This window comes from Lacinutrix gracilariae (assembly GCF_042684485.1).
GTDB lineage: Bacteria > Bacteroidota > Bacteroidia > Flavobacteriales > Flavobacteriaceae > Oceanihabitans > Oceanihabitans gracilariae.
Genome location: NZ_JBHULM010000007.1, coordinates 77,007 through 91,186 on the forward strand (window position 1 = coordinate 77,007; position 14,180 = coordinate 91,186).

General features: G+C 30.4%; 18 protein-coding genes. 1 reads left to right on the forward strand and 17 read right to left on the reverse strand.

What is annotated here, in order from left to right; translation table 11 throughout:
• Nucleotides 1–300: 300 nt before the first annotated feature.
• The 12 genes from ACFSSB_RS03245 to nfsB form a co-directional block, all read right to left on the reverse strand.
• On the reverse strand, nucleotides 301–948 hold the full coding sequence (locus ACFSSB_RS03245) for an HAD family hydrolase (protein ID WP_379900911.1): 648 nt from the start codon (nucleotides 946–948) through the stop codon (nucleotides 301–303).
• 202 nt (nucleotides 949–1,150) lie between these two features.
• Nucleotides 1,151–1,918: a hypothetical protein gene (locus tag ACFSSB_RS03250; protein WP_379900913.1), complete on the reverse strand. Its 768-nt coding sequence runs from the start codon at nucleotides 1,916–1,918 to the stop codon at nucleotides 1,151–1,153.
• Between the two features lie 152 nt (nucleotides 1,919–2,070).
• On the reverse strand, nucleotides 2,071–2,502 hold the full coding sequence (locus ACFSSB_RS03255) for a hypothetical protein (protein ID WP_379900915.1): 432 nt from the start codon (nucleotides 2,500–2,502) through the stop codon (nucleotides 2,071–2,073).
• Between the two features lie 169 nt (nucleotides 2,503–2,671).
• The gene (locus ACFSSB_RS03260; RefSeq protein ID WP_379900917.1) at nucleotides 2,672–3,154 is read right to left on the reverse strand and encodes a hypothetical protein; all 483 of its coding nucleotides are present in this window, start codon (nucleotides 3,152–3,154) and stop codon (nucleotides 2,672–2,674) included.
• A 149-nt stretch (nucleotides 3,155–3,303) separates the two neighbouring features.
• A complete protein-coding gene (locus ACFSSB_RS03265; RefSeq protein WP_379900919.1) occupies nucleotides 3,304–3,906 on the reverse strand; it encodes a short chain dehydrogenase in 603 nt (200 codons plus the stop codon).
• Between the two features lie 23 nt (nucleotides 3,907–3,929).
• Nucleotides 3,930–4,184, reverse strand: a complete 255-nt coding sequence (locus tag ACFSSB_RS03270; RefSeq protein WP_379900921.1) for a hypothetical protein — start codon at nucleotides 4,182–4,184, stop codon at nucleotides 3,930–3,932.
• Between the two features lie 44 nt (nucleotides 4,185–4,228).
• Nucleotides 4,229–4,531 (reverse strand): ArsR/SmtB family transcription factor, encoded by a 303-nt coding sequence (locus ACFSSB_RS03275; protein WP_379900923.1) that lies wholly within the window; start codon nucleotides 4,529–4,531, stop codon nucleotides 4,229–4,231.
• Between the two features lie 218 nt (nucleotides 4,532–4,749).
• Entirely contained in the window at nucleotides 4,750–5,679 is a 930-nt protein-coding gene (locus tag ACFSSB_RS03280) for a hypothetical protein (protein ID WP_379900925.1), read from the reverse strand.
• 227 nt (nucleotides 5,680–5,906) lie between these two features.
• Entirely contained in the window at nucleotides 5,907–6,776 is an 870-nt protein-coding gene (locus ACFSSB_RS03285) for a 2OG-Fe(II) oxygenase (RefSeq protein WP_379900927.1), read from the reverse strand.
• Nucleotides 6,777–6,846: 70 nt separating this feature from the next.
• On the reverse strand, nucleotides 6,847–7,650 hold the full coding sequence (locus ACFSSB_RS03290; RefSeq protein ID WP_379900929.1) for an SDR family NAD(P)-dependent oxidoreductase: 804 nt from the start codon (nucleotides 7,648–7,650) through the stop codon (nucleotides 6,847–6,849).
• A 2-nt stretch (nucleotides 7,651–7,652) separates the two neighbouring features.
• On the reverse strand, nucleotides 7,653–8,510 hold the full coding sequence (locus ACFSSB_RS03295; RefSeq protein WP_379900931.1) for a DUF4437 domain-containing protein: 858 nt from the start codon (nucleotides 8,508–8,510) through the stop codon (nucleotides 7,653–7,655).
• A gap of 10 nt (nucleotides 8,511–8,520) precedes the next feature.
• On the reverse strand, nucleotides 8,521–9,180 hold the full coding sequence (gene nfsB / locus ACFSSB_RS03300; protein WP_379900933.1) for an oxygen-insensitive NAD(P)H nitroreductase: 660 nt from the start codon (nucleotides 9,178–9,180) through the stop codon (nucleotides 8,521–8,523).
• Between the two features lie 221 nt (nucleotides 9,181–9,401).
• Here nfsB and ACFSSB_RS03305 point away from each other — a divergent pair, with 221 nt between their 5' ends.
• Nucleotides 9,402–9,734, forward strand: a complete 333-nt coding sequence (locus ACFSSB_RS03305; protein ID WP_379900935.1) for a winged helix-turn-helix transcriptional regulator — start codon at nucleotides 9,402–9,404, stop codon at nucleotides 9,732–9,734.
• Nucleotides 9,735–9,895: 161 nt separating this feature from the next.
• Here the strand turns inward: ACFSSB_RS03305 and ACFSSB_RS03310 are convergent, their stop codons facing one another.
• From ACFSSB_RS03310 to ACFSSB_RS03330, 5 genes are all read right to left on the reverse strand, one after another.
• A complete protein-coding gene (locus ACFSSB_RS03310) occupies nucleotides 9,896–10,528 on the reverse strand; it encodes a hypothetical protein (protein ID WP_379900937.1) in 633 nt (210 codons plus the stop codon).
• Between the two features lie 144 nt (nucleotides 10,529–10,672).
• The gene (locus ACFSSB_RS03315; protein ID WP_379900939.1) at nucleotides 10,673–11,251 is read right to left on the reverse strand and encodes a hypothetical protein; all 579 of its coding nucleotides are present in this window, start codon (nucleotides 11,249–11,251) and stop codon (nucleotides 10,673–10,675) included.
• A gap of 237 nt (nucleotides 11,252–11,488) precedes the next feature.
• Nucleotides 11,489–12,502: a S41 family peptidase gene (locus tag ACFSSB_RS03320; RefSeq protein ID WP_379900941.1), complete on the reverse strand. Its 1,014-nt coding sequence runs from the start codon at nucleotides 12,500–12,502 to the stop codon at nucleotides 11,489–11,491.
• 261 nt (nucleotides 12,503–12,763) lie between these two features.
• Complete coding sequence (locus ACFSSB_RS03325; RefSeq protein ID WP_379900943.1) at nucleotides 12,764–13,264, reverse strand: hypothetical protein; 501 nt, start codon at nucleotides 13,262–13,264, stop codon at nucleotides 12,764–12,766.
• Between the two features lie 3 nt (nucleotides 13,265–13,267).
• Entirely contained in the window at nucleotides 13,268–14,179 is a 912-nt protein-coding gene (locus ACFSSB_RS03330) for a helix-turn-helix domain-containing protein (protein WP_379900945.1), read from the reverse strand.
• Between the last annotated feature and the right edge of the window lies 1 nt (nucleotide 14,180).

The following is a 14,180-nucleotide window of genomic DNA, read 5'->3' on the forward strand; positions in this document are numbered from 1 at the left end:
TATAAGAAAATTCTGTATTTTACATAAAGCGGGAAACTAAAAAAATAGAAGTTGGGTTGCTTTTTATTTTAATGGTTATTAAATAATATACCTAGTTGAAAATAGGGTGTAGTTTTGTCGTGTAGTGTGTAGTAGCTAGAAGTGTAGGGAGTTGCTTTTTTGAAAACGTAATTTTTTAATATTTACATTTAAGTTTATTTTGCTTAAGAAACATTCTATTTTACTGAATTAGCAATTTTTTATATGCCTTGTTTGGCATTTGTGCTTTATTTTATATTATGCAACCCACTTAATCCTTGATCATAATATCTCCATTAAATCTAAAGGATTTTTTAATAAATATTTTGCTCCATTTGAAGTCAATTCTTCTTTTGGTCTATATCCCCATAATACACCTACTGCAAACATATTTGCATTATTTGCAGTTTGCATATCAATACCAGTATCTCCTATGTACATTATTTCTTCTGGTTTTATACCTAAGGTTTTACTTATTTCTACTGCTGTAAATGGATTTGGTTTTTTATGTGCTTCCATACTTAAACCAATTACAGGATCAAAATAGTTAGGGAATAAAGTGGATGTTATTTTCTTAGTAAGTGCATCAGCCTTATTTGATAATACACTTAGTTTAATATCGCGTGACTTTAAGTTGTCTAGTAATTCGATAATTCCATCATATGGTTTTGTTTTATGCGTACAATTATCACGATATACTTCAATCATTGAATGGAAACAACTATCTATTTGTTTTTCATTATTATGAGTCAATGGAAGTGATTTACTTACAAGACTTCTTATTCCGCTACCAATAAAACTTTGATGTTCGTCATAACTATGAGTAGGGTAATTATTGTTTTTAAGGACAATATTCATAGAATCTGCAATGTCTTGAAGTGAATTCACTAGTGTACCATCTAAATCAAAAATAACTGCTTTAAACTTCATATTTTTATTTTTTTGTATTCCTCTAAATTACAAACTTTCTGATTGTGGTTTTTGCAAAATGACCAACTTATTTATATACGTGTATAATCAACTCTTTATTTCTATAATATAATTTAGCAACTAATTACCGAATAGAAAATCTGTGAAGATTTTTGCAAGTAGGCTAGGACTAGGAATTAATTATATATGGTGTTAGCCACAGTTATTTTTCGTATTCGTAATGGATTGTATTTTGTAATTCTTTGGTCTCGTAGTCTTTTATAATTTCTTTTTCTAATAAGCCATTTTCACAATAATAATATTCAGTTTCATCCATAAATTGAGCTTCACCAACAATCTTAATTTTACCCAAAATAGTTTTCTTGTATTCTAGATGTGGAAATTCAATTAATTTAAATAGTCTTTGATCCTTGTATTCGTAAAGTGTTTTCTTTACACTTCCTTCATATTTAAAGTATAAGCATTCGGTTAGAAATCCATTCTTATTAAATGTATATTTTACTTTGTCAGGTTCATCAAGATGTGTAATTAAATTTACGGACTTTGTTTTATTCCATTCGTGTTTTATTCGATATGCTTCTTCATCATCATATGTATATCGTTCAAAGGATAAATCATCTCCCAAGTATTCAAACTCACCAGTATAAATTTTCACTTCTTTTTCATTTTCGATATTTATAAGAACTTCTCTTATTTTTTTCTCATTTGAATAAGTGAGTTTTTTAATTGAATCAAATTTCGCCTCATTTATTGTATCTTCAAATAGATAAAATTTAACAACAAAATTATCATCCGAATGTTCATATTCGGAAATTATACCATTTCTATAATCAATAATTTTAGAAACTTTATAGTCTTTATAAAAGTATTCTTTTCTAATATCTTTTTGCTTCTCTGATTTTGTGAAAATCGTTAATTTATTAAAATCAAGAGGTGCTTTTAGAGGGTCAAAATGTCCTTTGAATATCATTCGTTATTAATTTTAGCTAACGTGTTTGTATATGGTTTGTTGTGTGGTTTAGCACCTAATTTAGCAAATAAAAACCGAATAGAAAATCTGTGAAGATTTTTGCAAGTAGGCTAGGACTAGGAATAAATTATATATGGTGTTAGCATACGTTTTTATTCTTCATTTCGCTTTTTTGTCCATTCATTAAATTCGCTAAAGTCACGAATGTTTGGTATCCATTTTGGTTCAATTTCTTTAACAGATTTTTCGAATACATTTCCTGTTCCATATAATTGATATATTCTTTGAGTCTGCCAAAAAAAATAATCTTGTACACCTATTTTTCTTTCAAAAACTTCTCTTGCTGTCTCATAAAATATTTTTGTCCAAAATTTTTTCTCATTAAGTTCGGGAAAATCAGTTTCTATATCAAGACTCATTCCTGGCCAATAATTTTCAACATTATTTTCCATTTTTTCTACATATTCCATTTCAGATTCGGTTGCCATTTTTCGGGCAACTTTACTTGCGAAAGTTATTGTATTCCTAAATTGACTATTATTAAAAACAATTTCGTGTTCCTTAAAATATATAAATCCTGCCATTCAAGTTTTTTAGCTATTCAAAATTTTCTTGTTATTACTATTCGTTCTTAATGTATGCTAACGTGTTTGTGTATGGTTATTTGTATGGTTAGGCAACTAAGTTAGCAAACATTCACAAGTAGGGAAGAACCTAGCAATAAAATATTTGCATTGTTACCAGCAGTTATTTTTATGTTGATTGGTCAGTCCAAGTTATTAATTTCCATTTTCCATTGATTTTCTTAAACTCATATTCAATTGCTATTCCGTTTTCAATTCCGTTAATTTCGATTAGAGCATTTTCATTTTCGATAATTATAGTCTGTTCATATTCTCTAAAATCTTCTTTTTCAGACGTCTTATTTACAGAGATTTTTTTTAGGACATATTCACTCTGATTTACTATTCGTTCGTTCAACTCAAATTCAACTTTTTGGAAATCCTTTATTTTAATTGGAAAATCAACTCTACTGATTTGAAAAGTAGAATCTTTATTAAAAAAATTAAGAAAAAGTTTAAATTCAGAATCGATATTTTCAGGAATAATTATTTCAGTTTTATTATTTAATTCAGATTTTGATTTATCAGTAATAATTACCGCTTGAGTATCTTTTTTATTTTGTTTACAAGCTGAAATAAGAATCAATAATATTAATAGAATGCGAATTTTCATAATTGTAGGTAACGGTTTTGTATATGATACGTTGCGTGTGTAAGCACCTAATTTAGCAAATAAAAACCGAATAGAAAATCTGTGAAGATTTTGGCAAGTAGGCTAGGACTAGGAATAAATTATACAAGGTATTACCAACTGGCTTTGTTTCATTCGTAAATTCTAATTATTTCGCCATTTCCTTTTCCGTTTACACTTCTTACATATCCGTTAATTACTTTTTTCATTGGTATCGGATTGTGTCCTGGAAAATAGTCTTTATACTTTTCATAAGCATCATCCACCATTCCAGAAGAAACAACATTTACTCTAATTCCGTTTTCAATTTCAAGTGCAACTGCTTGTACAAAACTATGAATTCCTCCATTTACCATTGACGCACTCGTTGTTTTTACAACTGGGTCGTCTGCCAAAATTCCTGTTGACAAAGTAATCGAACCATTTGGATTTAAATAATTCTGGCCAATGCGTACAAGATTAACTTGTCCCATTAGTTTACTTTTCAGTCCGATATAATAATCGTCTTCAGAAAGTTTATTGAAATCGTCCCATTTTGCTTCTCCAGCGATACAAATTATAGCGTCCACTTTTCCAATCTTTTCAAACATTGATTGTATCGAACTACTATCAGCAATGTCAACAGTTACGTCTCCATTGGTGCGCCCAGCAATTATTATTTCGTTCTTTTCTTTAAAATGTGAAACAACGGTTTTTCCTATTGTTCCGTTTCCTCCAATTATTAAAATTTTCATTGTTTTATTTTTAAGTTAAACATTTAGTCTTGTTGCATTTCTCTTTTTTTTCTTGACTTATATATCGTTAAAGTTGCAATGACACTCCAAAGTAAATTAGTTGCAAATGGTGGAATAGCATTGTAGTAATAACAGTTTATGGCAATTAAAAGTCCTCCAAGCAAGTTTAAATACTTTCCATAGTCCAAATATTTTTTGTTTTCGATTAGAGTTAGGGTATAGGCAAGGATTATCAATCCTGAACCTGACCAGCCTAATATGTCAATTAATAATGTCATAGTTTGTTATATTGCGAAATGTCGATATGTATTGTCAAATTTTTTTATTTTAGAAAATCCGTAAACTGTTTAATAGTCTCTTCGTTCCTTTTTAAATACGACCATTTTCCGTGTCTTGTTGCTATTAAAAGTCCACATTTTTCCATATTGGTCAAATATGTTGAAATAGTCGATTGAGATAGTTTCGTTTTTTCTTGAATATAAGTAACGCAAACACCATCATTAAAATGCTTTAATGTTTCGTGTGGTGGAAAGTGTTTCTCTGGTTCTTTCAACCATTCCAATATCTGAAATCTGATTTGGTTCGATAAACATTTACCAATTTCTGTTGCTATTTTCAAATTCATAAAGCAAACATATCTATAATTCTCAATATATAAAAATGAATTCGAGTTTTTGTTTGAAGCCCGATGTTTTTTCAGCTTGTTGCAAACGGATTAGTGTAAGAATAGTTGCGGGTTAGCTTGCGAGGAATTTATTTAGTAAGTTCAGATGTAGCAAACACGCCACTACCTTTGATTAAGCGCTAAACCGCAATTCTTTTTATGCATTGTTGGCAATAGTACTATTTTATTTTAAGTGAAGTCTTATATATTTTACTTAATCCATTATTACTTTCATTAATATATTTTCTAAATTCTGAAATAGTATCGAAATTTCTTGAATGTATATTATTTCTTTTGCTTGTAAAATATAAAATTTGGTTTTGTTCATCATAAAATGGGCAATATTCCATATACTTTGTGTTCACCGGAATTCCTAGATTTACAGCACTTTTCCAGTTTCCTTTTGTATCCTTCTTCGAAATATATAAATCCCCACTTCCTTGACCATCTTTTTCATTATATTTTGAATAGATTATGAAATCTTCTTTTTCTGAAATAAAAGCATTAAACTCATAGCCGGAACTGTTAATGTTTTTATCTAATAAAATAGGGTTTGAATATTTATCACCTTTCCATTCACAATAATAAATGTCATCTTTTCCAAAACCGTCAGGCGATACCATTGTAAAATATATATTTCCATTTTTACTGACAGAAGGATAAAACTCGTCTAATTCTGAATTAATTGGTTTTCCAATGTTTTTAGGTTTTGACCACAGCTCATCTTTGTTATCTCTTTCAACATACCAAATATCAAAATCCTTTTTTTTATTAATAGAATCATTTAAAGGTCTATTAGATACAAAAAACAGTCGATTATTATCATATGATAAAAAAGGCTCTAAATACATATATGAGTCACAAAAAGGTAATAATTCTGGTTTTGACCAACCATTTTTTTTCTTTTTAATATAAGCAAGTTGTGAAATTTCTTGATTAGGGCTTTGTACAGTAAAGAATGCTTCATTCCCATCTTTTGAAATACAAAAATCTCTTACATTAATAAATTGATTTAATGCTTTATCAAATTGAGTAATTTTAGATTCATTCTGAGCTGATAATAAATTTGAAATAAGAATTAACAAAATTACTAATCTGATTTTTTTCATTATTGAAGTTCTTTTAAAAGTATTATTGCCAACGGTCTTGTATATAAAAAGTAGCAGATTTATGTGTACTAATTTTCAGTTTAAAACAAAGATAGCAGAAAAGAACTAAACTTTAAGTTTTGCTCTTAACTGCTATTTTTTATATACGTTGTAGGCAAGTGCTTTATTTAATTCACTCTTTTGATGTATAGATGATTTTTTTTAATAAAATTAGTTTTCAAGTTATTTTAAAATGGAGCATAGGTGTCTTTGGGTTCGTTTGGGACACTCCAACGTTGGCGAGCGGTAATGTTTTCTGATTCAACTTTATCTGCCGATTTAGCAAAATTACCATAACTATTAGCTCCTCCTTGCGGTATTTGCATACGGTCTCCATATAACCATACAACTAAGTTGCTGCGCTGACCACTGGTTATTGGATGTGTTGCATGTGGCACATTACCTCTATGAATGATAGCTTTTCCAGGCTCAAAACTAGTTTGGACAGTTCTTCCTGTGGTTTTATCATGAAAATCAACTTGTGAACCTGTAAAAGGCTCGTCAGGTAAGTTGATATTGATATTTAGAGTAGCAGATGAAGCATCGGTATGTGCGTGCAAGTCCTTATCCTTATCAGGATTGTATTGAATAGAAAAACCAAAAGTTTGGCTATCGTAGCCGTAAGTGCCCAATAACAAGCGTGCAATTGGTCGCATATAGCGATTCATCATATCGTTATAAAAAGCTTGAAAATAAGGTGCTGCAAGATGTCCTTCGGAACGTGGGTCGAGCATAACTCCATAACGATTTAATTGTATGCCGTAAGGTGCACGTTTCGGAATTTGTGAATTTGCCACAGCTTCTAAATAATTACGAAACTCTGCCAAGCGTTCAACATCAAAAAATTGTGCGGTATAAACTCCTGGAATAATTTCTTCCCATAAATCGGCAACAGCATTTTCTTTTTCTGGATTTTCCCAAGCATCTTTAATTGCTCTTCGTAAGCGTGGGTCAAGCAAAGTTTCATCAGGAACTAATAAATCGCCTTTGTTTTTTATTTCCCATTCTACCCAAGCACTTTCTAGTAATGCTCTGTTGCTTTTCCAAAAATGTGACACAGAAGGTTCACGGTTTAAGGAGGCTTCTCTAGAGGGTAGTGTTAGTGAACGCGCTTGCTCAAGTGTATTGTTAATTGTCATAATTTAAAATTTGGTTTGTTTGAGCAAGTAATTCATTGATTTTCATTTGATTGTATGCGTCATTATGTGCTTCAGAAAAAACACCTTTGTCATTATCGAAGTACTTACCTGAATTCTTGTTGTGATTTGTAGAAAGGGCTAATTCATATAATATATCAGCTCCCTTTTCGGCAGGAGACCAATGTTGTCCATAGGCTTCATTTGCCATACGCGTGTTTAATAAGGAACCAGGATTTACTGCTATGGTTACAATATTTGCGTTTTCTTTTGCAAAATTAAAACTCCACATAGTTAAAGCTAATTTACTTTGAGAATAGGCGGCATTGTTTGAAATTTCTTCTGTGCCTGCTAAAGCACCCATAGAAACTGTAGATTGTGCTGCCGAACTTAAATTAATGACTCTGGGCGAATTACTATTTTTAATAACTGGTAACAATCCGTTTGTAAGTAGGTAAGGAGCAAAATAATTTACGGCAAATCGTAAATCTAAATTATCTTGATTTTTTTGTATTTTACTTTTAAGCACTCCTGCATTATTTATTAAAATATCAATAGATGAAAATTCACTTGATATCTCTGCAATCATTTTTTTAACACTATTAGAATCTGAAAAATCAGATACAAAACCACTTACCTTATCATTGAAAGTTTTTTCTTTAATTTCTGAAATGGTATTTTTCAACTTCTCAGCATTTCTTCCGTGTAAAAGTAGTTGGTGACCTTCTTTGGCAAGTTTGATTGCTGTTAGCTTACCAATTCCATCTGTACTTCCTGTGATTAATATTTTTTTCATTGTTAATCAATTTTAATACTATCATTTGTTCTGATGTAAATTAAAGCTTCTTCCCTTGTTGAAATTTGGTGAATACTATTTCCAGTGGATTCAAAATAACTTCCAGCGTCTAAGTTGGTTGAAGCATTGGCATTAGGCATTTTATAATCAACATTCCCATCTATAATAACTCCATAAAAAACACTTCCGTTACTGTGAATGTTCCCTTTAAAATTTTTAGGTAGTTTCACCAAAACGCCACGAATATTAGCTGCATTTTTCCATAAAAAACTGATTTTGGATTGATTATTTGTTACAATCCAATTTGTTTGGGTGTTGTCAAGCCAAACAATATTAGAAGCGTCCATATTAATTGGACGTTCGCCATTATCAAAAGATTCCGTTGTTGGTTTTACTAAATATGGTCCGTTATCGATTTCGATATAAGCCATTGTTCCTTCTCCTTTGGCAGAAGTAATATGCGATTCTCCAGCAGGTTGTGTCCAAAATGAGCCTACAGGCATCCACATATTTTCGGCTTCTGGGTCGTCATTATGTATTAACCCTTTCATTACAATTGCACGATATGTTACATTATGAATGTGTGGAGGCGATGAAAATCCATCTACAAATTTCCCTATATATCCTGTTGGAATTTCGGCTTTTCTATTTCCCCAAATTGTTCCAGCCAGAGGACTTTTATCTCCTCGTGCTGGGTTCATTTGTTCCCAAATGATATCAGCACTTAAACCAATTTTATTGGTTGGGTTTTCTATAGATTCGGAAACAGTATTTTCTGTTGTTTTTTCTTCTGACTTCGAATTGTTGCACGAAACAAGAAACCCTAGAATTAAGATTAAATAAGTGATTGATTTCATCATTTTCTTTTTTTTATATTGTTGTTATTATTTCACTTTCTGGCAATCTAGATTTTGGTGTTTTTTCGGTAGAGTTAAAATCAGAAGTTGCTCTATAACCTAGAGAAACAGCTACTAAAGAAGTATAGCCTTTTTCTCTTAACCCAAATTCTTCGTCTAACGCTTTTACATCAATACCTTCCATTGGTGTAGCATCAATTCCAAGAGTTGCAACTCCTAATAAAAAGCTTCCTATGTTTAAATATACTTGCTTTTCCATCCAATGATTCAAGTCTTTTAAATCAAATTTATGAATTCCTGCAAATGCTTTTACAGCACCTAAAAATCCGTTTTTAATATCTTCATTCGGAAATCTCCCGTTTTTATCTTCTGTATCTGCAATATGTTGAAAATACTTTTCATCAGCATCAATTTTGGAACAAAACAGAACAACAGCTGATGCATTTAATACTTTTGGTTCGTTAAAATGAAAAAATCCTTGTGTTCCTTTTGCCATTCTTTCTTTTCCTTCTTTGGTTTCAGCAATTATAAAATGCCAAGGTTGTAAGTTGACGCTTGATGGACTCATTCTTAATAAATTTTTCACTTCCTTCATATCTGATTTAGATATTTTTTTACTTGGATCAAATTCTTTGGTTGTGTATCTCCAGTTAAGAGTTTCTTTTAAGTTCATTTGTTGTTGTTTTAATTAACTATCATTTTTATAGTGACAAAATTAAGTATAGTTATTAAATCTTAAAATAACGGTCAAAAATGATAGTATAAATAACTATATGTAACATACTGTATGTTAGAATGTTGTGAGATGAAAAAATAACTATAAAAAGTATAGTTGTATAATTAAATATAGTATTATACTTTTGTATTTATAAAGTGTAATTAATAAAGTGTTTTATGCATAAATTTAATGGAAGAGAATACCCTTGCTGTGCAAGTCTTACAATGGGAATTATTGGTGGAAAGTGGAAAACAGTAATTTTATACCACTTGATTGGAAAGACTTTGCGTTATAATGAATTAAGAAAAGAAATGCCATCTGTAACGGAACGCACTTTAAGCTTACAGTTAAAGACTTTGGAAGAGGATGGAATAATAAAAAGAAAGGTTTATACCTCCAAACCACCTTTAAAAGTTGAATATTCACTAACTGATTTGGGTAAAACTTTAATTCCGTTAATTCAATCTATTGCAGAATGGGGTGATTCTGTAGTTGAAAAATATTCTTAGCTGATGGTTTTTTCAGCTTGTTGCAACGGGTTTGTATAAGAATAGTTTCGGTTTTGTGTGCGAGGATTTTCCGCAGTAAAATCAGACGTAACAAACGTGCAACGACAATTGAATTTAGCACAAAATAGCAATTTTTTATATACGTTGTTGTGCATCGTATTTTATTTTAATTTCGGGATTGCTTGTTCTATTAAATCCGCATTTCTTGTTGCTTGGTCATTTAAAGATAAATAATGAATAGCTAATATTAATTGGATATTCGGGTCATTCAAGTCAAAATATTTTTTGCTTTTTAGCACTTGCCAATATTGGATATCAAATCCATTAAAATCGCCACTTCCTTGAATTTTTTCCGCATATTTAGCAATTCTCTGATTAGTTTTTCCTAATTCTACTAAATATTTTATGTATTTACCTTTTGTGACGGCACAAAGGTCTTTTGCTTTTGTTTCACTTGGATAGTAGGTTGATTCGCAAAACATCCAAATTTCATTAAAAGTTGATTTTGATATTTCATTATATAACTCTTTTTGTTTCTCAAAGTCAATATTTTTCCAAAACCCATTTCCAGTAGCTTCTAAATATTCGTGAGGTGTTCGTTCGTAACAAGTTTTGAAGTCGGAATCCATATGTAAACACATTTCTGACTTGAAAAATTCTGTTATTTTATTCAAATCAGCTATCTGTTCTGCCGTGAAACTTTTGTTCAGTTCAGTCGCAGAATATTGAGATTTACAAGAGAAACTCAATTGTATAATTATAACTCCAAATATGAATATTATCGTTTTTCTCATATTTTGCACAACGGGTTTGTAAAAGAATAGTTTCGGTTTTGTGTGCGAGGATTTTCTGAATGAAAATCAGACGTAACAAAACTGCAACGACCTTTGGTTAAGTACTAATTAAGCAATTATTTTATATGGTGTTGCCAATTGGCTTTATTTCATTATTTCAGTCAGATAAACGATTCCGAAAATCCAACCAACATAGAGTAGAGTATAAGTTAGCGAGTAAACTGCTGAAATTCCAATATCTCCTCTTGTGTCTTTTGATTTATTAAAAACGAATTTTAATGCCCTGAAAAAAATCCAATACAACATTGCTAAAATAATAAAAAGCGAAAACCAAAAAACGGCTTCCAAAACGACTAGTAATAGAATTATCAAAATTGTCATTATGATCCACAAGATAATTGATAAGATTAATCCACCAATTCCATCACCAACTTCAATTGAAGGTGTGTCGAAAGTTGGTGAAGCATTTCCCATTATATCACCACGTTTAAAATTCCTATATTTTGGAAAATTGTCAATCAATCCAATTCCTTTATAAAGTCCATAAGTCATAAATAAGAATAGCGATATTGCTATAATTCCTAAAGACAAGTATAGATTTGAAGTCAGACTTCGATTGTAATTTATTCCAGTTAAATAAACAGTCAGAATTGTAATTCCGATTACGAGTAATGAAACTATGAAAACGGATTTTCCTTTTAAATAATTCTGTTTAATTTTCAATTCAGAGGTTTTTGGTCAGTTTGTTGGCAACGGTCTTGTATATGGCTCTTAGCGTGTAAATTAGCGATAAATATTCGGATTAAGTACAAGCCAGATTTTTAAATTTTACTATTCCTCTTTTTCTTTGGAAATCATCAAATTTAAAAATTTGGCGACTTTCCAAAAACACCTTAACTTCGATCAAGTAACTGATTTGGTTATGAGTTATGTATGGTGTTTAGCAACGTGCTTTTGCTATTACTTCAGTTTTTCTGTCAATTCTATTATTCTTTTTTCAATTTCTTCATTGGTTATCTCTGCTTTTATATTCCTTTTCAAAATATTTTTCAGAGCCAATAATTGTGCTTTTTCTAACGCATTTTCTTGTGATATTGCATAATCAGGGATTACACCAATATGTTCCCAGTTTTTATTACTTGTTAAATTAGTTTCATTACCAGTAGGTACAAAAAATAGGAAATCGTTACTTATCACGAACAATTCTATAGGGTTAGCAGCACCAGCTGTTGTTTCACCAATTATTTTAGCAATCCCTTTTTGCTGAAGATTATAACTTAATGCTTCTGCCGCTGAAAAAGTATTTTTATTTGTCAATATATAGATTGGCTTATTCAAATATTTCTTACCAAGAACTTTAGATTTAGTTTTATTCTTAACGGTTTTATTACTTTGTCTAAAGTAGGTTTTACTTAACACTTGTTTATTTTCAATGAAATAACTGCAAAACAGCAACATCATTGGCCCATCTCCTCCCTGATTATTCCTTAAATCAATAATTAAGGAATTAGTATTAGAAACAAAATTCATAGCAGCAGCTAATGTCTCTCTGGAAGAATTAGATTCTGCAAAACCAGAGTAATTTATGTATCCAATATTGCCTTTAAGTCTTTCCACAGATTCAAAACCAAAATTCCATTTTCTATTAATTTCATTAAATTTTTGCTGTTGCTCCTTTTTGGATTCCGTATTATTTAAAAAATCAGGTCTGTAGAGCAGGGCAAAGTGTTTGTCATTACTCTTTTCTCTAAAGATGGCAGTAATAGTGTCTGCAAATTGTTTTTTAGACAAATTTTTAAAAGAATTATCTGAAAGAGATAATAGTTTAGCTTTAATTTCATTCGCTTTGTCAGAAAAGATGTAATAATCACTAGTTTTATTAATCAAAGTGTCTACTATTTTTAAATAGTCAGTTTGTTCCTGTGATGTTGCAGTTATAGTTACTAGTAAAAATATAATAGTTAGTTGTTTCATTTAATTGACAATTCGAAGTTATTTTTTGTAAGTGTTTGAAAGTTCATTTTAATTAATATTCGTGAGATTTGTTTCGTATGTTGCCTAACGGTCTCGGCTATGAGTAGTTGCGTGGGTTTCAAAACACTAACTTTTCGGATTATAACTGACCCTAAATTTATGAAATTCATTTTTGATGAAGCACTTAAACCGCTATTTTTATATACCTTGTTGTGTGTAGTTATTTTTTGATTTCACTTTTCAATTCAAGTTGATTGCTTCTTATTCTTTCACTAATTCCAATTGCTTTTTATAGTTTTCAATTCTTGAGTGTGCAGTTCCGTCTATTAATAAAATAACTATTAGCATTGCAATCGTTGTGATGCTAATTGCTCTCCAAGTTGGACTATCTATAAATATAATTAACAAAGCAGCTACAATGATTATAATAGGAATAGCCTTAAATACTACTGTTTTATATTCTTTTAAAGTGCTTTCTGCTCTTGTAATTTCTGATTCTACAAATACCGTAGCATCTTTATTATATGCAGTTTCAAATTCTTTAATTCTTGATTTATTGGTAAAGAATAACCCTAGTCCTATTGTCAAAAGCAAAACACCTGCTACCGAAGTCGGAATTATGTATGCTCTTGCTATATCTGTTTTTCCAAGTTGCCAAAATCCGATGCTTGCTGATATAAATACAAATCCGAAAAGAATGAAAAATGGGGTTGAGAATAGTTCGGATTTTGCCCAATCTGTTGCTGTTTTTAATATATCCATAATTTAATTCAATTTATATTTTTGTCTGTATTCCGTTGGGCTTATACCTTCTTTCTTTTTAAATAATCTTGAGAAATATTGGGGATATTCAAATCCCAACTCATAAGCTACTTCCGAAATACTTTTATTCGGTTTCAATAAAATATTCTTTGCTTCATCAATTAAACGCAAGTGTAAATGTTCGGTAGTCGTTTTTCCTGTTTCTTTTTTTAGTGTATCACTTAAATAGCGTTGAGAAACGGACATTTTATTAGCTATTTGTTCTATGCTTGGAATACCTTTTTCTTGTAGTAGACCTAATTCAAAATATTCATACAATTGAAGATTAAATCGCTCCAGCAAGTTATTTGATAATTCTTTTCTATTCAAAAACTGTCTTTCATAAAATCGATTGGCATACTTAAAAAGCGTACTTAATTGAGAAATGATAATTTCTTTACTAAACTCATCTTGGTTGTTCTGATATTCTATTTCAATATTTTCAACTATCGATTCTATTTGCCTTTCTTCTTTTGGCGAAAGATGTAATGCTTCATTTACTGAATAGGAAAAGAAACCATATTTTTTTATTTGTTGTGCTAAATCTGTTCCTTTCAAAAAATCTTCGTGGAAGTTTATTGAAAAGCCTTTTCGCTCAAAAACCACGCTACTATCCCATTGTAGAATTTGCCTTGGTGCAATAAAAATTAATGCTCCATTGGTAAAATCATATTTTGTTCGTCCGTAGTTTAAATCTCCCTCCACATATTTTTTAAAACTTATAGAATAACAATCATTAGTTATTGGTGGCGAACTTTCTCTTGGACAAGGTAAATAACCATCTCCTTTTGAGTTGAAAACACTCAACATTGGATGTTCAGGTCTCGGTAATTCTAAATATTCTAGATAAGATGATAATGTTTTAAAGTGCTCCATA